Here is a 19,354-nt window from a genome sequence, read left to right as displayed (position 1 = left end):
GAGCCCGCTCCTAGACCCGGATCACGCACAGGGAGAGACGCAGAAGCTGGCCGCGAGGAGGACCGCGGCGCAGCAGCCACCCGCCCGCTGCCCCACCACTGGGCAGCATCACCAGCGCCATCACGACGACGGCGACCAACGCGGCCGCACCGAGTGCCGTCGCGGCGTTCACCGGCGGCGCCGACAGGTCACACGCGACGGCGTGCGCTGAGGTGGGGGCGCCGTGACCGGCGCCGTCGGGGTGGCACAACTGTTCGCTGGCTCGCTCGAACGGTGTGCCGTCAGCGGACCGGACCAGCATCGCCGGTGCGACGGCGGCAGGAGCGGTTCCGGCCATCGAGCCGTGCTCGGCCGTCGACGACGCCGAGTGCACGCTCGCGCTGGCTGCGTGCAGCGAGCCGTGAGCACCCAGGACGCTCATCAGCGGTACGTGCATGGTGAGGATGCCGGCCACCAGCGCACCGGCGAGCAGGATCAGCGCTGCGTGAAGCAGTCCCCGCTTGTGCGCCACACCTGCCTCCTCCGGATGAGATCACGACGGTACCCCACAGGGGTATTCCTCGCATACTCGTGCCCACGCGTGGTACCTGCCGGGCCGAGAAGAAGCGGTGGCCGCCGTCCGCTGCCTCGTGCCGCCTGGACCTGCCCGAGGAAGGATCTTCAGGCGTCGGGAAGGGCCTGCTCGGAGAAGGTGCGGCCGCCGTCGCGGCTCGTGGCGATGCTGGGGTGCTCCCCTTCGCGGGCGACCGCGACGTGCAGCACCGTGGCCGTCGGTGCCTCATCCGCCGAGGGCGCGTCCGCTGCGGTGGGCGCTGCCGGTACGGGGCTCTGCGAGGTGATGGCTTCGGGGGAGCCGCCGATGTCGCCGATGCGGTCCCACGAGGAGCCGGCGTCGGTGGAGTGCAGGACGGCGCCGTCGCCCTCGACGCCGTACAGATCACCACCGTCGGTCCACTCCACCACCACCGGCAGGGGCGAGGGGGCCACGACCGACCACGTGCGTCCGCCGTCGGCGCTGCGCTGCAGGCCCTCAGCTGTGGTCGCCACCACCGTGGCAGGGTCGTAGGGGTCGATCGCCAGGTCACGTGCTGCGACGTCGCTGCGTGCCTGCCAGGAGTGGCCCGCGTCGTCGGAGGCCAGCAGCTGGCCGCTGATGGAGTCCCAGCCGTAGACCGTGTCGCCACGGGCGCGCAGCACGTGGAAGTCCACCTGCCCGCCCAGGGAGGTCTGCTCCCAGGACTGGCCACTGTCCCGGCTGACGACCAGGCCCAGGGGGTTGGGCAGGTCGGGGTCCACCGCGGTGTCGGGATGGCCAGAGCCCAGGAAGGTGCCGGGACCGGTGACGGTGAAGCCCATGGTGTCCTGGCGACGCTGACCCACCGGCCCCTCGACTCCGTCCGAGGTGGAGCGGTAGAGGCCGTCGTGCGCGGCCACGTACAAGACACCGTCCGCGGGATCCACCCCGAGGCCGTGCACGTGGCCCCAGGTCGCCGTCGAGGCCTGCTCGGGTTGCCCTTCGCCCTGGCTGGGGGCCGAAGCGGTGCAGGCGGTCAGGGTGAGGCTCGCGCTGACGCCGACGACCCACAGCCTGGATGTGCTTCTCATGCTCACCTTCGCGTTGTTGCTCTTCCGACGCGTGACCAGCTGCGTCAGTCGCCGTCGACCCTCCCCGAGCCTGACCGCGTTCCGCGGCGGGCGCGACGTCTGGGACGCAGCGGGCTGCGCTCCCTCGCTGCTCGCCGGGTACTGGCCGTGCGCGGGTCAGGGTTCACCGTGCCACGTCGATCACTCCGCACCGCGAAGATCCTCGGGCGACACCGGAGCGACTGCGCACGCTGCGGACCTGCACGGACACCACCACGCCCGTCGCGACCAGCCCAGCTGCCTGGCCGACCGAGGCGAGAACACATCGGCGGCCCTGAGGCACCCGGTGGCACGCTCATCCAGCTGTGACCGACGACACGCGCCGCCACAGCGACCGGCCGAAGCCCTGGCTCAAGGGCGGGCCCGGGCGCAGAGGATGGGTAGACGGCTCTGAGCGCAGCTGGTGGGCGGTGCGGTGCTCACCCCGGCTCCTCATCGGGCCGGGGTGAGCACCGCAGAGGCTCGCCCTCGCGGATCACTGCCAGGAACGCTGCCCGCCACCGGGGCGCGTCACCTTCTTCACCGAGGCCTCATCAAGGCGCGGTCTACCCCGGGCGGGGAAGGTCAGACGCGGCCGTAGATGACGTTGTCGCTCCAGATGGAGCGCTCGCTGACTGACTTGCCCGTGCGCGGGGAGTCCATCAGTCGGCCATCGCCGGTGTAGATGCCCATGTGGTAGGGCTTGCCGGAGGCGTTGACGAAGAAGACCAGGTCACCGGGCTTGGCCTGCGCCTTGCTGATACGCGTCACCGCGGCCAGCTGCTGGCTGGTGGTGCGCGGCAGGCTCACGCCGTGCTGGGCGAAGACGTGCTGGGTGAAGCCCGAGCAGTCGAAGCCGGACGGCGTCGTGCCACCGAAGCGGTACGGCGTGCCGATGTACTGGCTGGCGGTGGTCAGCACCGCGCCGCTGTTCAGCACCGGCGCCGCGTTGGCCGGAAGCGCGACGGCACCCATCAGACCACCGCTCAGGGCGATACCGGCGGCGGCCCGGGCCAGGGCGCGGCGGGGATGGGAGGTACCGGTGGGCGAGGAGTCGCAGCGGCGGCAGGAGACGTGGCGCCCGTGATGGGCATGGGGCATCGACATATGGGGGTGGGCCTCTCCGACGCCTGCGAGGTGAGCTGTCGGGTTCGGGAGGTGAGGTCCCCCGGCTCGCTAGGCGAGCTTCACCCCGAGGACGCGACGACGCTCCGAAGAGCAGCGCGCCCGGAAGTGGTTCCCCCGTCCCCTGCCACAAGGATCTGCGGACCTCGAACGCGCTGGCAGGGGCTCGGCGTGCGCGACGAGAGCACTCGGTCATGTCCGAGAGCGACCGAAAAGTACCTGAAAGTTACAGATTCACTCAAGGGCGTCGTCGTCCGCGCCCGCCGCGCTGCAGCACCTCGCCGCAGCTCCTCGGCGCTGCGGGCCTGACGGCGTCCCCGGCTCTTCGAGCTCTTGCCGGCTCAGCCGCGTCGGCGTAAAGGTCAGGATCTGCACCAGTGACGGCGGCTTGGCAGCAGGCCCACCTGCGACGATCCAGACCACGATGTCGGCGGTGAGTGATGTCGCGACGGCGACCACGGACCTCCGTGCCGTCGAGGCCAGCGGCGGCCAGCTGCGCCAGGTCTCGGACACCGTCACCGGCTTGGATGCTGCTCTGACGGCAGCACCCACGACCCGATGACCCTGCCTTCACGAGCACGCCGCTGATCGTTACCTGGCTGGCGCCTGGCCGACCGTCGCCCACCGGCCATTGCGGCCGCCGTCACGCGTACAGCAGCCAGGGTGAGGCCCACGGCGCCCTGTATCGATGAGCGAATCTTCTCGGACCTGATAGTCGCCGGCGCAGCAACCGCGGCTCGTTCCGGTCGAGATGGTCAGGGGGTCACAGGCGGGCCGGCTTCACATGTCGGGACGCCGGAGCCGCTCTGTTCCGCGACCTGCGCTCATCACTGATCATGAGTGGGCGCCAGCTTCGTGGTGAGAGTGGCTGGACGGCTCGATCTGGAACGTCGAGTGCGTCACGCTGATCGGGAAGTGACCGGCCAGGCACTGCTGCAGCGCGTCCAGCACCTGTGGGGCGTGTCCGTCGTGGAAGCAGGAGTCCTCCACCACCACGTGTGCGCTCAGCACGGGCAACCCCGTGCTGATCTGGCTGGCGTGCAGGTCATGCACGGCCAGCACGTGCTCTTGAGCGAGGAGGTGCTCGCGCACCGCGGCCAGGTCCAAGCCCCGGGGAGTGGACTCCAGCAGCACCTCAGCGCTCTCACGCAGCAGCCGCACCGTGCGCGGGATGATCAGAGCCCCGATGAGCAGGGAGGCGACGGCGTCGGCACGCGTCCAGCCGGTCGTGGCGATCACGACCGCGGCGATGATGACGGCCAGTGACCCGAGTGCGTCGTTGATGACCTCCAGCAGCGCCGCCTTCATGTTCAGCGACCGCAGCGCTGCGGGAGAGGAGCCGCCACCCTCGCCCTCGCCGTTCGAGGAGGAGCCGTGGGCGTGGCTGTGGCCGCCGCGGGTCAGCACCCAGATCGCCACGACGTTGCCCAGCAACCCCACCGCGCCGAACAGGACCATCCCCGAGGAGGCCACCTCCGGTGGCTCGCTGAAGCGGCGGATGGCCTCCACGATGACGAAGACGCCGATGCCCAACAGCGCCACGGCCTGCACGGCGGCGGCGATCACCTCAGCACGCCGGAAGCCCCACGTGCGCGCATCGGTGGCCGGGCGAAGCGCCAAGGTGGCCGCGACCAGAGCGATCGCCAGACCTGCGGCGTCGGTCAAGGCGTGGCCGGCGTCGGCGAGCAGGGCCAAGGAGCCAGTCAGCAGGCCACCGGTCAGGCCCGCTGCGGTGATGGCCACGGTGATGGTCAAGGCGATGGCGAGCCGACGTCGCTGGTCGCAGCCTGCGTGCTGCTCGCCCGCTGCAGCGCTGGAGTGATCGTGGGGCATCAGCAGCACTCCTTCGGAGTCGAGCCGCAGACCAGCGGGTCCACGGCCAGGGTCAGGCGCAGCAGGTCCTCCAGGGCGTGCACGAGACCGGGGGCAACCAGCTCATAGCGCGTGCGCCGGCCTTCTGCGGTGGCCACCACGAGACCGCAGCCGCGCAGGCAGGTCAGGTGGTTGGACAGGCTCTGGCGCGAGGTGCCCAGGGAGGCTGCCAGCTCGGTGGGATACCCGGGACCTTCGCGCAAGGCCAGCAGCAGCCGGGCCCGGGTCGGGTCAGACAGCGCGTGGCCGAAGCGCGCCAGGACATCGGCATGGGTAGCCACCTGCACGCGCCAAATGTACATCGACGCATGTACAAACGGTAGGTCCGGCCGCACCTCCCCCGGGCTCACGAGCCCGTTCCCGGGCCCGTTGCCGAGCCTGTTTCCGAGCCTGTTTCCGAGCCTGATCTCGAGCTCGGGTCCGGGGTGGTCCTGCCATCCGCGTCGTGGCGCGCAGGCGAGCCGGCGGCCAGAGCCGCCAGGTGAGCGTTGTAGGCCTCCAGCTCGGCATCGCCGTGCTCCTCGACGTAGCGATCCCGAGCCGATGCCGCAGCCTCATCGCTGCGCCGCCACCGCACGAAGATGACCACCAGCAGCAGCACCGAAGGGATCTCCCCGTAGGACCACGCCAGACCCCCCGCCACGGCTTGGTCGGCCATCACGTCCACCCCCCATCCGGGCGGTGGGTCGGCGAAGTGGGGAACCAACGGCGTGGAAGCCATCATGATGATCACCCCGAAGAAGGCGTGCAGGAACGCCTCCAGCAGCACCTCCGCGGCCTGGGTCATAGGCGCGTGCACCGCGGGCAGCGGGTCATTGGACAGCACCGGCACGGTGAAGAGCACCCCGGCTGCCAAGAAGGCGACCTCAGCGGCGGTGTGCCCGGCAGGTGAGGACAGCAACACCCCAGCGAGGTCGGTCAGGTACATCCCGTAGAAGCACGCCAGGAACAGCGGCAGGCACACCACCGGGTGCAACAGCACCCTCCCGAGCCTGGAGCGCAGCCCCCACAGCGCTGCGGCGAGCACCGGCCGTCCCAGCACCGCAGCCCGCCCGCGCCGCGGCAGCGCCTTGAGCAGCAACGTCCCAGGACGGCCAAGCACCAGCAGCACGGGCGCTGCCATCATCAGCGTCAGCTGCTGGAACATGAAGATGGAGAAGATGCGGCTGCCGTAGACCTCCACCCCGCTCACCGTCACGGCCAGCACCAGCGCACAGCCCGCCATGAAGGACGTCGTGGCCCACACCGACCAGCGCCGGCCGCTGCGCCACAGCTTCACCGCCCCGGCGAAGTAGGCCAGCCCCACCACGCTGATCAGGACGGGCAGCACGTGCAGCCCCCCCGCTGTCAGGCTCAGCAGCGTCTGCAGCGAGGGGCCAGCCGCGGGCAGCTCACCCTCGCCCGACGCCAGCGCCATCACGCGCCCGCCCCACAGGTGCGAGCGAGCGGCCTGGGAGCAGGGGCACAGGCGTCTGCCTCATCCACCACGAGCACCGCATGCAGCAGGGCACACCGTGCAGGGCCAGCCGAGGCAGGCCTGACCACGTCCTCACACCACCGTCTGAAATCCACCGATGACTCCTTGCATCTCAGCCAGCCAGCGGCCCCACAGACCCGTCAACAGCAGCACACCGATCACCACCAGGCCGACCCCTCCTACCCGAGAGATCAGCAAGCGGTGGCGGCGCAGCACCATCAGCAGCCGCTGGCTGCGCCCCACGAAGAGCGCGACCACCAAGAAGGGCACGCCCAGTCCGGCGCAGTAGGCCGCCGTCAGCACAGCCCCTCGCCACGCACTGGCCTGATCGGTGGCCAAGCTCAGCACCGCCGACAGCGTCGGACCGATGCACGGCGCCCACCCCAACCCGAAGACCACCCCCAGCAACGGAGCGCCCGCCAGGCCAGCCGCCGGTCGCCAACGCAGTGAGACCTGCCGCCCCGATCCGGGCAGCACACCCAGGAAGACCAGCCCCATGAGCACGACGACGCCCCCCAGCCAGCGCGAGAGCTGCACCTGATGGCGCTGCAGCTGCTCACCGAGTGCACCGAAGGCAGCACCCAAACCGATGAAGACGACGGCGAAGCCGAGCACGAACAGTCCAGCACCGAGCACGACGCGCCAGCGGCGCCGGTCCTCCAACGCCACCGAGCTCAGACCCGTGACGTAGCTCAGGTAGCCCGGCACCAGAGGCAGCACGCAGGGCGAGGCGAAACTCACCAGTCCAGCGACCCCCGCGACGGTCAAGGCCACGAGCAGCGGTCCGCTCAAGGCGCTCTGGGCGAACTGCGAACCCAGACCCGTCACCGTGGGAACGCTCACGACCGCCCCACCAGGGGCTTGGGCCCGCCGAGGCACCGAGCCGCCGCTGCGCCGCGCGAAGACCCCTCTGCGCACGCACCTCTGTCGTGCCGGCGGCACATCGGCACTGGCTGCGGCCTCGTCATCCGACGCCGACCGGGGTGATGGGCAGCCCCACCCCGAGCCCTCCGACGTTCAGCGACGCCGCAGCGCCAGCCGGTGCCGAGGGCGCCCGGGAAGCAGCATCGTTCGACGTCGGTGCCTGACCAGCTCCAGCGGAAGGCGACACAGAGGACAGACCCGCTACCTGCTCGATCATGCCGCGCAGCACTCCTGGGTCAGCGCGCCCCACGATGCGTCCAGCGGGACGTCCCTGACGGTCCAGCACGATCGTGGTGGGAACCGCCAACGGCGGTACCACCCCGCGCAGCGCGAGCAAGGCCTGTCCGGATCCGGAGTCCATCACGCTGGGATAGGGGACCGAGAACTGCCGCTCGAAAGTGTTCGCTGCTGCGAGTCCGTCCCGGGTGTTGATCCCCACGAAGCGCACGCCTGCCTCGGAGTACTCCCGGGCAGCTGCAGCCAGGTCGGGAGCCTCCACGCGGCAGGGTGCGCAGGCGGCGTACCAGACGTTGATGACCACGACGTGTCCGCGCAGGGCGCTGACGTCGACCGTCGAACCGTCGCTGCCGGGGCCGGTGATCTGCACGGCGTCGGTGCGGTCGGTCTCGGCCACCAGTTCCCAGGTGCCGTCGCCGGCCACGAAGCCCTGCTGGGAGCCGTCATCCCCTTGGACCCCGAGGCCGGCGCAGCTTGAGAGCGTCACGCTCAGTGCCACCAGCCCGGCGCCCCACAGCACCCGAGCCTGCTTGGGTGCTCGACCACGGCGCGCAGCCGGCCCAGCAGCTGACCAGACAGCTGACCGAGCAATTGACCGGGCAGCTGAGCGCCGCATCACCGGGTGGAGCCTCATCGCTGTGGCGATCTTTGAGTGGAGGCTTCCTCGGTCAAGGCCGTGCGCCGCCGTCGGCGCAGGACACTGACCGCGACGGCTACCAAGAGCAGCAGGGCAGCACCACCGGTGAGCAGAGCCCCGCCGGACATCCCCCCGCCGTCGTTCACCCCCGCGGTCGCCGAGACCTGCGGCCTTTCGGCTTGCGGTGAGGCGGAGGCGTCCGCAGCCGATGCCGGGCCGGCGCTGGGATCGCTCGGTGCGCCACCGGTGGCGCCATCGTCAGCATCAGGAGTGCCCGTACCGGCTGCTGCACCACCAGCAGCGGACGATGCGCCACCAGCACCAGCACCAGCACCAGCACCGGCCGCGACGACGAAGCCCAGCTCCCCGGAGACCGGATGCCCATCCGCCGACGTCGCCCTCCAGGCGATGCGGTAGTTCCCCGGGGAAAGGCCCGGCTGCAGCGGCTGGGTCAGGCGGCGCTGGTCCAGCTGGACCTGGCCGGTGGAGACCACCGTGCCCTGCGCATCGGTGACGGCCACCGCCGTGCCCAGCGGCAGAGGAACCTCGTTGAAATCCAGCACCACCTCCGTGGGTGCAACGCTCAGCTGCTCCCCTTCAGCCGGTGAGGTCGACTTCAACGCCCCATGAGCCGCCGCCGGCCCCGCCACGGTGAGCGCGAGAGCCTGCAGCACCACGGCGGCGACGAACGCAGCGACAAGCAGCGGCCCGATCGAGGTGCGCTCGCTGACCTGGAACCGCCTCACGAGTTGTCGCCCTCGGCTTCGGCCAGCGCCTGGTCCAACAACGCGCGGAACTCCTGCTCCGTTGCGGGCTGGATCTTCTCCTCGTTGACGAAGAAGGTCGGGGTGCCCTGCACCCCCAAGGCGATGCCGTCCTCGAAGTCGGAGGCCACCCTGGCCGCGGTGGCCGGATCAGCGACGGCGGCATCGAAGGCGGCCATGTCCAACCCCAGCTCAACAGCCATGGCGCGGAAGACCTCAGGAGTGGGCTGCTGCTGCTCGCCCCACTGCTCCTGGGTCTGGTACATCCGCTGGTACATCGCCTCCAGCTGACCTTGCTCGGATGCGGCCTGAACGGCCACAGCAGCGGGGGTGGAGTTGGCGTGCCCGGGGATGGGGAAGTAGCGGACCACGAAGGTGACGCGCCCGGCGTAGTCCTGCCGCAGCTGCTCCACCAGCGGGTAGGCAGCTCGACACGCCTCGCACTCGAAGTCCAAGAACTCCGTCAGCGTGACCCCGCTGCTGCCCGGCGCGCCCAGGCGGTGGCTGTCCTGGCGCACCACATCAGCGGCTTCGGCCTGCCCGCCGCCCGAGCGGCTGCCCAGCAGAGCCGCACCGAGCACCGCCACCAGCGCCACCACGACGAACACCGACAACCTCACAGCCCTGCGCGCCGACGCTGGGCGAGCAGGCCGTGCCTCCTGGCGCACCTGCGCCTTGCCGACCTTGGTGGCCCTCACATGCGCGGAGGACGCAGCAGCTGTGCCGGCCGCAGTGGATGCCCCGGTTGGACCGGGCCCTCCCTTTGCCTTGGTCGGGGAGCCGGGGGTCGTGGGATCGGTGGTGGCACCCACGTCGTCGGGCTGTGGGTCGGGCGCCGATCCACGAGGCGCTGAGTTGTCCGCAGAGTTCATGACGGAAGTCCTTCGCTGGTGATGGAGCAGGAGGGCCAAGCGGCAGCAGCGCCGCTCGGCGCTGGCCTCGGCGGTCCAGTGGTCAGGTGAAGGTCCAGTGGTCAGGTGAACAGGTAGGACACGACCAGGAACAGGCAGAGGAGCCCGAAAGCCGTGGCGGCGATGGTGAAGCCGGCGCTGTTCAGCCAGTCGATGACGGCGCGGGTACGAGCAGACATGGGAGCTCCTTGCAGACGGGGAACAGCCAGGACGCAGATGGAGGAGGTGCAGCGCTGACCTCAACTCCCGACGTGACGAACTGCCAGGCAAGCCCTCGGATCAGCTGCACGGGTGGTGCCTGGACGACCCAGACACGTGGCGCACGCGAAGTCCACGGCGATGGACCCAGACGATGGGCCCATATCGGTCAGGGCACGGGCACACGGGCACAGCGACGCGACACCTTGCGAGGCGTCGTGGGGGGCAGCCAGCTCTAGCCGGCGCTAGCCGTTAATCGGGAGGAAGAACGATGGGGGCATGCACCAGCGGTGGCGCTTGCCGAGAAGTGATCGTGGCGGCGGTGTTGACTGGCGCACCTGCGCGCGGGGCGACATCCATCAAGACGTCGTGCTCGACGTGCTGATGAGCGCCGCGTGAGCCGTCCTCGCCCTGGTCGTGACCACCGTCAGTCACGCTGGACCCGACTGACGGGTCCGTGAGGTGACTCTCCGGGGACGAGCTGGCAGACGAAGCCGCCGTCTCCGCCATCTCCGCCGTCACCGCCGGCTGCAGGCCAACTGGTGCTGCATCGACGAGGCTGCGCTGCACCCCCATCGCCGCGGCCGCGGAGGCCCGGGCATCGCGGGCGTGGTCGGCGGTGTACGCACCCGCGAGGCAGAAGCTCAACACCGCCAGCACCAGCGCCAACCCTGCCAGCAGCACGCGTCCTGGAAGGGCCTGTCGCACGCCTCGGGCGTCCTCGGCCAGGCCCCCGTGCACAGCGACGGCCAGACGCACTGATGGATCGACTGGTAGGTCGACGTGTGTGCCACCGGATGCCGCGACTGCGGCGACTCGATGGCAACTCACCCTCTCGACGCTACAGCCACCGTCTGGCTCTCCCGCCGCGCGCATGGGCACGCTGCTGCGCGAGTCACACCGGTGAGCGACAGCACACCGACCGGCCGTGGGTCGCTGTGACGCACCGGGCTCAACGAGAGGGTGTGGCACTGGCAGCGCGGCGGTTTGCGTTGTCGGTGCCGGTCACCTCGGCGCCTTCCAGGGTCACGCGGCGTCGTCGGGGCAGGCGCGCCGCGCGGGCGCCGTTGGCGATCACGATGACCTCGGCGACCTCGTGGACGAGCACCACCGCCGCCAGGCCCAGCACCCCGAACAGCGCCAGCGGCACCAGCACCACGATGATCGCCAGCGCGAGGGCGATGTTCGCGGTCATGATCGATCGGCCGCGGCGGGCGTGGGCGAACGCGCGGGGCAGCAGGCGCAGGTCGGTGCCGGTGAAGGCGACGTCGGCGGACTCGATCGCGGCGGCCGAGCCGGTCAGGCCCATGGCGATGCCGACGGTGGCAGTGGCCAGGGCGGGGGCGTCGTTGATTCCGTCCCCGACCATCGCCGTCCCACCTCGGGAGGATGCGGTGGGGTGGACGGCGCTGGCCTTGTCCGCCGGGGTCTGCGCAGCGCGCACGTCGGTGATGCCGGCCTGGGATGCCAGGGCGTGAGCGGTGCGGGCGTCGTCCCCGGTCAGCATTGACACCGCCAGGCCCTGCTGGCGCAGCAGGGCGACGGCCTCGGCGGCTTCGGGACGCAGCTCATCGCGCACCCCGATGGCGCCGGTGAGGTGACCGTCGATCTCGACGAGGACGACGGTCATGCCTGCGGCGGTCATCTGCTCGACGTCGCCGGTCAGGGCACCGGGGTCGATCCAGCGGGTGCTGCCCACCCGCACCGCGGTGCCGCCCCAGTGGCCGCTAATGCCCTGGCCGGGGTGCTCGTGCACGTCGGTGGCGTCGGGGAGGGTCGCGCTGTCTGCCTGTTCAAGGGTGGCCGCAGTCAGCAGGGCGTGAGCCAGGGGGTGGGTGCTGCCTGCCTCGATAGCAGCGGCCGCTCGCAGCACCCGGTCCGCAGACGTCCCCGAGGCGCTGCTGGAGATGTTGTAGGAGGTGCTGGCGGCAACGGGGGAGATGGTGGCCACAGCGACCACCTGAGGGGTGCCGCGGGTCAGGGTGCCGGTCTTGTCCAGGTGCACCTGGCGCACCGCGCCGAGGTCCTCGAAGGCCTGCCCGGACTTGATGACCACCCCCAGCTTGCTGGCCGCGCCGATCGCAGAGATCACGGTGACCGGGACCGCGATCGCCATCGCGCAGGGGGAGGCCGCCACCAGCACCACCAGAGCCCGCTGCAGCCACAGTTCCGGCTCGCCGACGAGCACGCCGTACAGCGCCACCAGCGCCGCCAGGGCCAGCACCGCTGGCACCAGGGGTCGGGCGATGCGGTCGGCCAGGCGGGCGCGCTGGCCCTTACGTGCGTGGGCTGCCTCCACCAGGCGCACGATCTGGGTCAGGGAGTTGTCCCGCCCATCGGCGACAGCCCGCAGGCGCAGCGTGCCGGTGCCGTTGACCGACCCGGCCGGGACGGGTTCGCCGGGGCCGACCGCGACGGGAATGGACTCACCGGTGACCGCGGAGGTGTCCAGGGCTGAGCGGCCGGTCAGGACGACGGCGTCGGTGGCCACGCGCTCACCGGCGGCTAGCAGCAGCACATCCCCGGTGCGCACCTGCACGGCGGGCACTACGTGCTCGCCTGGACTGCCGGTCGGCTGGGCGGGGCGCTCAACCCGTGCGGTCGGTGGGACTAGGGCGAGCAGAGCCCGCAGGCCGTGCTGAGCGCGGTCCATGGCGCGGTCCTCGAGGGCCTCGGCGATGGAGAACAGGAACGCCAGGGCGGCTGCTTCGCCGAGGTGGCCCAGGGCCACCGCGCCCGCGGCGGCGATCGTCATGAGCAGCCCGACCCCAAGACGGCCGCGCACCAGGCGGCGCAGCGCCCCGGGCATGAACGTCCACGCTCCCGCCAGCAGGGCGGCGGCGTTGAGCACGGCCGCGGCGGTCGGGGCGCCGGCGAGGTGGTCCAGCACCAGGGCGGCGGCGACCAGGAGCCCCGAGGCCGCCGGCAGGCGCAGCGCCGATTCGCGCCACCACGGCGGCAGGTCCTCGTGGACAAGTTCAGCGTCGGTAGGGCGGGCCTTGGGGGCGCAGCAGTCATCGAGGTCAGCAGGGCCTGGGCGATCTCTGCGGTCTGCGCCGTCAGTGATGTCGGCGATGTCGGTTAGGTGGGGGGCTGCTTCACCGGAGGTGGCCGGCCCGAGATCCAGGCGTACCCGTGTCGGAGCTGGGGAGCAGCAGTCGCACCCTGGTTCGGTGGTTGTGGTGCTCGTGGTGGCTGGGTCCGCGGGTTGGGCCTGCAGGGAGCCGCTCGGTGGTGCAGATTGCGGCTGGAGGGTGAGCTGGATGCGCTGGCTGGGTCGCTCACTGCGCCGCTGGCTCACTGGCGTGGAGCGGGGCTCGTCCTCACCGCAGCAGGCGCCGCTCACGGTCGGACCCCGGTGGCGTCGGCGGGCTCGGTGCCGTCCGCGACCGGGGCGGCCTGGGGGGTCCTAGCCGTCTCAAGAGCGCCCGGGCCGCAGCACAGCGGGACGTCGCAGTCAGCATCAGCGCAGGGGCGTCCGTCATCGACGGCCAGGACGATGTCAACCAGGGCGGTGAGGGCCTTGACCAGGTGGGGGTCAGCGATCTCGTAGCTGGCCTTGCGACCCTGGGGGGTGACGACCACCAGGCCGCAGCCGCGCAGGCAGGTGAGGTGGTTGGAGACGTTGGAGGGGGTCAGCTGCAGGTCCCGGGCCAGTTGGGCGGGGTTGCAGGGGCCGTCCAGCAGCCGGCTCAGGATGCGGGAGCGGGTCGGGTCGGCCATCGCTCGACCGAGCCGCTGCATCACCTGCAGGCGGGACGCCATCGTCAGCATGTACTGACTGTACAGCGGAGGTTGACCATATGGCCCGTCGGTGGTGCGGCAGGTAGTACCGATCTGGCGGCGTGCCCGGATCGCGTGACCTCCGTGTCGAGGCCACCTGCCCCTCGATGGTCAGCTGAGGTTGTCCGGCGCCAGGCAACACCCCTGGCCACTCATCGCCTCATCGCCTGACCAGTGACCGCCCGACTGCATCGCCGACCAGGGCAGATGCGCGCAGACGCCCTGTCCTACCTGCTCAGAGAGGCGACGGGCGCAGCAGCCAGCGGTTGGGTCCGGAAAGGGTGCTGGAGTAAGCGAGACAGAGACGAGGCCCCGTGGGGCGGCGTCAGTGCCCGCTCCTGTCATGGGAGTCCATGGACCTGCTGCCCGCGGACATGCCGCCGATATTCATGCCGCTCACTTTCGAGCCGCTCATCGAGCCCTGCCCCGAAGGGTCGGACGGACCAAAGACCATCAAGCCGAACACGACGGCCGTCACAAGAATGACGAAGGCCTGGACCATCGTCGCAGCACTGATGCGGGTCACGCCAACTTCATCGGCTGTCGACGAGCAGAACTACACCCCAGGAGCACCCCCGCGCCCGAGAGCGCCGTCGGTTCCACTGCCCGCTCGGAAAATACTGCTGCACGGCTTTCGCGCACACGTGAAGGGCCTGGCCGTCTGATGCCCCTGAAGACTTGTGGCACGAGGACTGGCTTGGGTCGCCTTCGTGGTACCTGCTGCAGGAAGGGCAGGGCGTTGTGGGGCGTCCCCCTCGCGGTCAACCTCTCGATCACAGCACGACTCGTTCGTGAAGTTCCTTGGCGCCCACCTTGGGTCAGAGCGACCCTGTTCATCGGCCCCGAGGTGGGCGCCAAGGTGGGCTCACACGCGCGTGTAGATCACGTCTTCGGTCCAGATCGAGCGCTCACTGACCGACTTGCCTGTGCGCGGGGAGTCCATCATGCGGCCATCGCCGGTGTAAATGCCGACGTGGTAGGGCCGCCCCGCAGCGTTGACGAAGAACACCAGGTCGCCAGGGCGCGCTTCGGACTTGCTGATGCGCGTTGTCGTGGCCAGCTGCTCGGAAGTCGTGCGTGCCAGCGCGATGCCGTTGTCGGCGTAGACGTGCTGGGTGTAGCCCGAGCAGTCGAAGCCGGACGGGCTGGTGCCGCCGAAGCGGTAGGGGGTGCCGATGTACTGGCTCGCGGTGGCCAGGACGGCCCCGCTGTTCAGCACGGGTGCGGCGCTGGCCGGGATCGCGGCACCGGCGACGAGGCCGCCGGACAGTGCGAGGCCGGCGACGAGCCGGGTCAGGGCGCGCTGGTGCTTGCGGGCAGGCTTGAGGGCGGGAGTCATCGACATGTGGGGGTGAGCCTCTCCGACGCCTGCGAGGTGAGCTGTCGGGTTCGGGAGGTGAGGTCCCCCGGCTCGCTAGGCGAGCTTCACCCCGAGGACGCGACGACGCTCCGAAGAGCAGCGCGCCCGGAAGTGGTTCCCCCGTCCCCTGCCACAAGGATGTGTGGACCTCGACCGCGCTGGCAGGGGCTCGGCGTGCGCGTTGAGAGCTCTCGGATGCCCGAAAGTCACCAGAACGTACCCGAAAGCTACTTTTGGTCACAACCTTCCTGGCGCCTGAGCAGCGAGTCTGCCGCTGTGTGGTCCTGCCCAGGGTTCACGGCTCCCTACGGCTCGCGCGCCTCCCACGGGCAGCCTGCGGGCACACGGACTGTCGCCTAGGGCCAAGGCGTGATGTCCACCACGGCGCGTCGCTCACTTGCGCTCGCGCAATTGCTGTGGATGCCCAGGAGGCTGGACGGGGTGCTGGGCGGAGGGATCCTGCAGCGCCTCCCCCATAAGCAGCACAGCAGCCAGGGCAGCGCCAAAGGTCAGCCACACATCGGCAAGGTTGCCGATGAAGAGGTGTCCGTAGGTCAGGAAGTCGGTGACGTGTCCCTGCCCGAAGCGGGGAGGGGCAAGCAGCCGATCAAGCAGGTTGCCGGTCACGCCGCCCCACAGCAGACCGGTCGCCAGCGCCCATCCCCTCGAAGGGGCCCACAGCGCTGCCCGCGTCAAGGCCAAGAAGGCCAAGCCAGCCGCGACCGTCAGGAGCCACGTGCTGCCTGACCCCAGCCCCAAGACAGACCCCGGGTTGAAGGACAGCTGCAGCCCGAGGAAGTCACCCAACAATGGCTCGCGCGCCGAGCCGTCCAGCGTGCGCTCGGCCACTGCCTTGGTGACCTGGTCCAGGCCAGCGGCCGCAGCTGCCACTAGCAGGGCCAGGAGCCATCGCCGAGGACGCCGGCCAGCGTCAGCGCTCACTGGATCCCCACCAGCGCAGGTCGATCAGGACCTTGAAAGCGCTCGAGGTGCATGGACGGCGCGCTCTCAACCGATACCAGCGTAGGAGTGGTTGCCCGGGAAGACCGTGTTGACCACGCCGTAGTTGATCATCAGGCAGGCGAAGCCGGCCATGGACAGGTACGCCGCGCGACGCCCGTTCCAGCCACCGGTGGCCCGGGCGTGCAGGTAGGCGGCGTAGACCACCCAGATGATGAAGGTCCACACCTCCTTGGGGTCCCAGTTCCAGTACCGGCCCCAGGCGACCTCGGCCCAGATCGCGCCCGCCACCAGCGTGAACGCCCACAGCGGGAACGAGATGGCGATGAGGCGGTAGGAGAGCTTCTCCAGGTCGGCGGCGCTGGGGAGCGCCTCCATGAAGCGGCCGGCACCCGGGGTGGCGCCGGCGGCGCGCTGCGCCTCGCGGCGCTCCTGCACCAGCTGCAGCACGGTGGTGGAGAAGGCCAGCACGAACAGCGCCGAGCTCACGAACGCCACCGACACGTGGATGATCAGCCAGTAGCTCTGCAGCGCGGGCACCAGCGGCGCGGAGTCGGTGTAGAGGACGGCGACGGCCAGGCCCAGGCTCAGGAGCACGGGGGCCAGCACGAAGGTGGAGAGCCAGCGCACGTCGCGCCGCGTGAGCACCAGCAGGTAGACGAGGACGACGACGGAGGTGCCCGTCACGGAGAACTCGTACATGTTGCCCCAGGGCGCCCGGTGCGCCGAGAGACCGCGGGTGACCACGCCGCCGAGGTGCAGCAGCAGCGCCAGCACCGTCAGCGAGGTGGCGATGCCGGCCGCCTTGCGGGGGGCGCCGTCCTCGGCGAGGGGCACCGGCTCCTGCGTGGCGGAGGTGCGCACCACCGGACCGGCAGCACCGGCCCCGACGACCGCCGGCTGGCGCGACGCCGCCTGCAGCGCCTGCCTGCCCTGCTGCTTGCGGCGGTTCCTCGCCGTGGCGCGCTCGCCGAGGCCGGCGAGGTCCATGGCGCTGGCGCCGAGGGCCAGGGTGTACACGGCCATGGCCGAGTAGACGAGGGAGTTGCTGGCCGAGGCCAGGGTCTCGTCGACGCTCACGGCTCCTCCTGTCGCGGGGGCTTGTCGGACGGGGTCTGGTCAGTGTCTCGGGCGGGCAGGCGCGCGAGCACGGCGGACAGGACCGCGTCGGCCTCGCCGGCCAGGCCGTGGTCCTCGCTGCGCGCCAGGGCGCCGACCTCGAGCAGCGTCCGGCCCTGCGCGGCGTCACCGGTGGCGGGTGCTGCCCGCACCCAGACGCGCCGCCGCGGGACGAAAAGCGACGCGGTCAGGCCGACGATGGCCAGCAGGGAGAAGGTCAAGGCCATTGCGCGCGCCGGGTCGTGGCGCACGGTGAAGCCCGCGAACCTGTCGATCCTGTCCAGCGTCACCGAGCCGAGTCCGTTCGGCAGGTCATAGGTGTCACCGGGCTTCATCGAAAAGCGCAGTGGCTGCCCGTCCACGTCGGTCACGCGCTGCATGCGCGAGGTGTCCAGCTCGTAGACGTTCTGCGGTACACCATCGTCCAGACCGAGATCACCGGTGTAGGCGAAGAAGAGGACCTCGGGGTTGCGCAGATCGGGGAAGGTCGAGACGGGAGGCCCGGACGAGTCCTCGGAAGCTGTCGGCAGGAGCAGACCCTGCAGGCCGAGATCGCCGGCCGGGTCGGAAACCTTCACCACACCGGTGGAGGTGTAGTTGGCGTCCTGCACCAAGAACGGTGTGCCCTGGTCGAAGACGACCTCCCCGGCGCCGTTGCGCACGGTGATGACCGGGGCGTAGCCGTTCCCGGCGAGGTACACCGACGCCCCGCCGGCGCGCAGGGGCTCGTTGACGCGGATCTTCTCCTGCCGCGGTGCCTGTCCAGGGGCGTCGGTGACGGTGACGTCCGCCTCGAAGCTGCGGGGGGCGCCGAACTGGTTGCCGCTGGAGTCTTCGTCGAAGGCGACGCGCAACGCGTTCAGAGCGAAGGAGAACGGCGGGAGAGCGGAGCCGTCGACGTAGGCACCCGGGTCCCAGCTGTCGTAGGCGGTGACCTGGTTGGTGTACGCCTGCCCCTGCTGGACGATCACCTGGGCGCGGTAGCCGTACAGGCCGCCGATGCCCACGGCGATGAGCACCCCCACCAGGGCCAGGTGGAAGAGCAGGTTGCCGCTTTCTCGGAGCTCTCCGCGCTGCCCTGCCATAGACGGGCCGTGGCGGTCGTCGCCGAAGTCCGCGGTGCGGTACCGGCGGCTGCGCAGGACGTCTTGGGCGACGCGCAGCACGTCACCGGGAGCGGCATCGACCTCGACGGTGCGGTGCTCAGGCAACCGTGACAGGCGTGCCGGGGTGCGCGGAGGGGCCTGGCGCAAGTTGGCCACGTGCACCTTGGTGCGCGGCAGCACGCAGCCGACCAGGCTGATGAACAGCAGCAGGTAGACCGCGGAGAACCACGGCGAGGAGTAGACGTCGAACAGGCTGAGCCGGTCCAGCCATGGCGCAGAGTCGGGGTTGTCCTGGAAGTACTGGGCCACGGCGACCTGGTCGATGTTGCGCTGGGGGAACAGCGAGCCGGGCACCGCCAGCACCGCGAGCAGCATCAGCAGCAGCAGCGCCGTGCGCATGCTCGTGAGCTGACGCCAGGTCCAGCGGGCCCAGCCCACCAGACCGAGCCCTGCGGGGCGATCACTGCCCGGCGGCTCGGGCAGGGCCGGGCGGCGCTCTTGGACGCTCGTCATCACACCACCGTCTCGAAGGCACCGATGCTGCCCTGCAGAGCCAGCAGCCACTGCGTCCACAGGCCGCTGACCAGCAACACGCCAACCGCGACGAGCGCGGCGCCACCGACGCGGGTGATGGTCAAGCGCCGTCGGCGCACCCAGTCCAGGGCCCTCGTCGATCGTCCCAGTCCGAGCGCGACGAGCACGAACGGCAGCCCCAAGCCCAGGCAGTAGGCCACTGACAGCAGCACCCCGCGCGAGGCGGTGGCGGCATCGGTGGCCAGAGCCAGCACCACCGCCAGCGTCGGCCCCATGCACGGTGCCCACCCCAACCCGAAGGTCGCTCCCAGCAGCGGCGCTCCGGCCAAGCCTGCTGCCGGGCGCCATCGCACCTTCGCCTCCCCGCGCAGACCGGGCACGAGGCCGAGGAAGGCTAGCCCCATGAGGACGACGACGACGCCCATCCACCGGGTCAGCTGCAGCTGGTGACTCACCAGGAAGGCACCCAGAGCCCCGAACGCTGCGCCGGCAGCGACGAAGACCGCCGAGAAACCGAGCACGAAGAGCACCGAGCCGAGCAGCAGCCTGCCGCGGCGCTGGCGCCCGAGGTCAACACCGGTCAGGCCGGTGACGTAGCCCAGATAGCCCGGCACCAGCGGTAGCACGCACGGGGAGGCGAAGCTGACGACGCCCGCCACAGCCGCGACGAGCGCGGCCACCACCAGCGGACCGCCGCCTGCCAGCTGCTGGAAGAGATCAGCCG

At 70.8% G+C, this 19,354-nt stretch carries 19 protein-coding genes, 1 pseudogene and 2 riboswitches; of the genes and pseudogenes, 2 read left to right on the top strand and 18 right to left on the bottom strand.

Annotated elements, in window-relative coordinates:
* Positions 1–10 precede the first annotated feature (10 nt).
* From FHN55_RS18705 to FHN55_RS18695, 3 genes are all read right to left on the bottom strand, one after another.
* The gene (locus FHN55_RS18705; RefSeq protein WP_139713917.1) at positions 11–511 is read right to left on the bottom strand and encodes a hypothetical protein; all 501 of its coding nucleotides are present in this window, start codon (positions 509–511) and stop codon (positions 11–13) included.
* A 149-nt stretch (positions 512–660) separates the two neighbouring features.
* A complete protein-coding gene (locus FHN55_RS18700) occupies positions 661–1,605 on the bottom strand; it encodes a F510_1955 family glycosylhydrolase (protein ID WP_373995751.1) in 945 nt (314 codons plus the stop codon).
* 603 nt (positions 1,606–2,208) lie between these two features.
* Positions 2,209–2,598: a C40 family peptidase gene (locus FHN55_RS18695; RefSeq protein ID WP_180357953.1), complete on the bottom strand. Its 390-nt coding sequence runs from the start codon at positions 2,596–2,598 to the stop codon at positions 2,209–2,211.
* Positions 2,599–2,737: 139 nt separating this feature from the next.
* Positions 2,738–2,900, bottom strand: a riboswitch (cyclic di-AMP (ydaO/yuaA leader).
* A 281-nt stretch (positions 2,901–3,181) separates the two neighbouring features.
* Between FHN55_RS18695 and FHN55_RS23905 the strand changes: the two genes are divergently transcribed.
* The gene (locus FHN55_RS23905) at positions 3,182–3,310 is read left to right on the top strand and encodes a hypothetical protein (protein WP_255472631.1); all 129 of its coding nucleotides are present in this window, start codon (positions 3,182–3,184) and stop codon (positions 3,308–3,310) included.
* Positions 3,311–3,582: 272 nt separating this feature from the next.
* Here FHN55_RS23905 and FHN55_RS18690 read toward each other — a convergent pair whose 3' ends face one another.
* The 10 genes and pseudogenes from FHN55_RS18690 to FHN55_RS18645 all read right to left on the bottom strand — a co-directional run.
* Entirely contained in the window at positions 3,583–4,581 is a 999-nt protein-coding gene (locus FHN55_RS18690) for a cation diffusion facilitator family transporter (RefSeq protein ID WP_139713914.1), read from the bottom strand.
* Complete coding sequence (locus FHN55_RS18685) at positions 4,581–4,907, bottom strand: helix-turn-helix transcriptional regulator (RefSeq protein ID WP_257571118.1); 327 nt, start codon at positions 4,905–4,907, stop codon at positions 4,581–4,583. The genes FHN55_RS18690 and FHN55_RS18685 overlap by 1 nt, the downstream gene beginning before the upstream one ends.
* Positions 4,908–4,966: 59 nt before the next feature.
* Positions 4,967–5,929 carry a cytochrome c oxidase assembly protein gene (locus FHN55_RS18680; RefSeq protein WP_218974817.1) on the bottom strand — a complete coding sequence of 321 codons (963 nt, stop codon included), beginning with the start codon at positions 5,927–5,929 and terminating at the stop codon, positions 4,967–4,969.
* Positions 5,930–6,169: 240 nt separating this feature from the next.
* Positions 6,170–6,940, bottom strand: coding sequence for a cytochrome c biogenesis CcdA family protein (locus FHN55_RS18675; protein WP_255472634.1), 771 nt, complete (start codon positions 6,938–6,940; stop codon positions 6,170–6,172).
* A 121-nt stretch (positions 6,941–7,061) separates the two neighbouring features.
* Positions 7,062–7,778 carry a TlpA disulfide reductase family protein gene (locus tag FHN55_RS18670; RefSeq protein ID WP_218974816.1) on the bottom strand — a complete coding sequence of 239 codons (717 nt, stop codon included), beginning with the start codon at positions 7,776–7,778 and terminating at the stop codon, positions 7,062–7,064.
* Positions 7,779–7,888: 110 nt separating this feature from the next.
* Positions 7,889–8,641 (bottom strand): copper resistance CopC family protein, encoded by a 753-nt coding sequence (locus FHN55_RS18665; protein ID WP_139713913.1) that lies wholly within the window; start codon positions 8,639–8,641, stop codon positions 7,889–7,891.
* Complete coding sequence (locus FHN55_RS18660) at positions 8,638–9,267, bottom strand: DsbA family protein (protein WP_257571117.1); 630 nt, start codon at positions 9,265–9,267, stop codon at positions 8,638–8,640. The genes FHN55_RS18665 and FHN55_RS18660 overlap by 4 nt, the downstream gene beginning before the upstream one ends.
* Before the next feature lie 753 nt (positions 9,268–10,020).
* Positions 10,021–10,452 carry a hypothetical protein gene (locus tag FHN55_RS18655; protein WP_139713911.1) on the bottom strand — a complete coding sequence of 144 codons (432 nt, stop codon included), beginning with the start codon at positions 10,450–10,452 and terminating at the stop codon, positions 10,021–10,023.
* 268 nt (positions 10,453–10,720) lie between these two features.
* A complete protein-coding gene (locus FHN55_RS18650) occupies positions 10,721–12,658 on the bottom strand; it encodes a cation-translocating P-type ATPase (protein WP_255472638.1) in 1,938 nt (645 codons plus the stop codon).
* 533 nt (positions 12,659–13,191) lie between these two features.
* Positions 13,192–13,542: pseudogene (locus tag FHN55_RS18645) on the bottom strand (ArsR/SmtB family transcription factor); the annotation flags it as partial.
* Between the two features lie 362 nt (positions 13,543–13,904).
* Here FHN55_RS18645 and FHN55_RS18640 point away from each other — a divergent pair.
* Positions 13,905–14,216 (top strand): hypothetical protein, encoded by a 312-nt coding sequence (locus tag FHN55_RS18640; protein WP_139713909.1) that lies wholly within the window; start codon positions 13,905–13,907, stop codon positions 14,214–14,216.
* Between the two features lie 200 nt (positions 14,217–14,416).
* On the opposite strand, the gene FHN55_RS18635 is transcribed toward FHN55_RS18640, so the two are convergent.
* The 5 genes from FHN55_RS18635 to FHN55_RS18615 all read right to left on the bottom strand — a co-directional run bounded on the left by FHN55_RS18635 (position 14,417) and on the right by FHN55_RS18615 (position 19,313).
* Entirely contained in the window at positions 14,417–14,896 is a 480-nt protein-coding gene (locus FHN55_RS18635) for a C40 family peptidase (protein WP_139713908.1), read from the bottom strand.
* 7 nt (positions 14,897–14,903) lie between these two features.
* Positions 14,904–15,096: riboswitch (cyclic di-AMP (ydaO/yuaA leader) on the bottom strand.
* Positions 15,097–15,304: 208 nt separating this feature from the next.
* Entirely contained in the window at positions 15,305–15,802 is a 498-nt protein-coding gene (locus FHN55_RS18630; RefSeq protein WP_222710995.1) for a signal peptidase II, read from the bottom strand.
* A gap of 117 nt (positions 15,803–15,919) precedes the next feature.
* Positions 15,920–16,897: a c-type cytochrome biogenesis protein CcsB gene (ccsB, locus tag FHN55_RS18625; RefSeq protein ID WP_139713935.1), complete on the bottom strand. Its 978-nt coding sequence runs from the start codon at positions 16,895–16,897 to the stop codon at positions 15,920–15,922.
* 50 nt (positions 16,898–16,947) lie between these two features.
* On the bottom strand, positions 16,948–18,609 hold the full coding sequence (locus FHN55_RS18620; RefSeq protein ID WP_139713907.1) for a cytochrome c biogenesis protein ResB: 1,662 nt from the start codon (positions 18,607–18,609) through the stop codon (positions 16,948–16,950).
* Entirely contained in the window at positions 18,609–19,313 is a 705-nt protein-coding gene (locus tag FHN55_RS18615) for a cytochrome c biogenesis CcdA family protein (protein ID WP_255472639.1), read from the bottom strand. Before FHN55_RS18615 ends, FHN55_RS18620 begins: the two co-directional genes overlap by 1 nt.
* Positions 19,314–19,354: the final 41 nt, after the last annotated feature.

It is taken from the genome of Streptomyces sp. NP160 (assembly GCF_006335115.1).
Classification (GTDB): Bacteria; Actinomycetota; Actinomycetes; order Actinomycetales; family Quadrisphaeraceae; genus Quadrisphaera.
The sequence above is the reverse complement of the archived record's forward strand: the minus strand, read 5'-3'. Positions and strand labels throughout refer to the sequence as shown.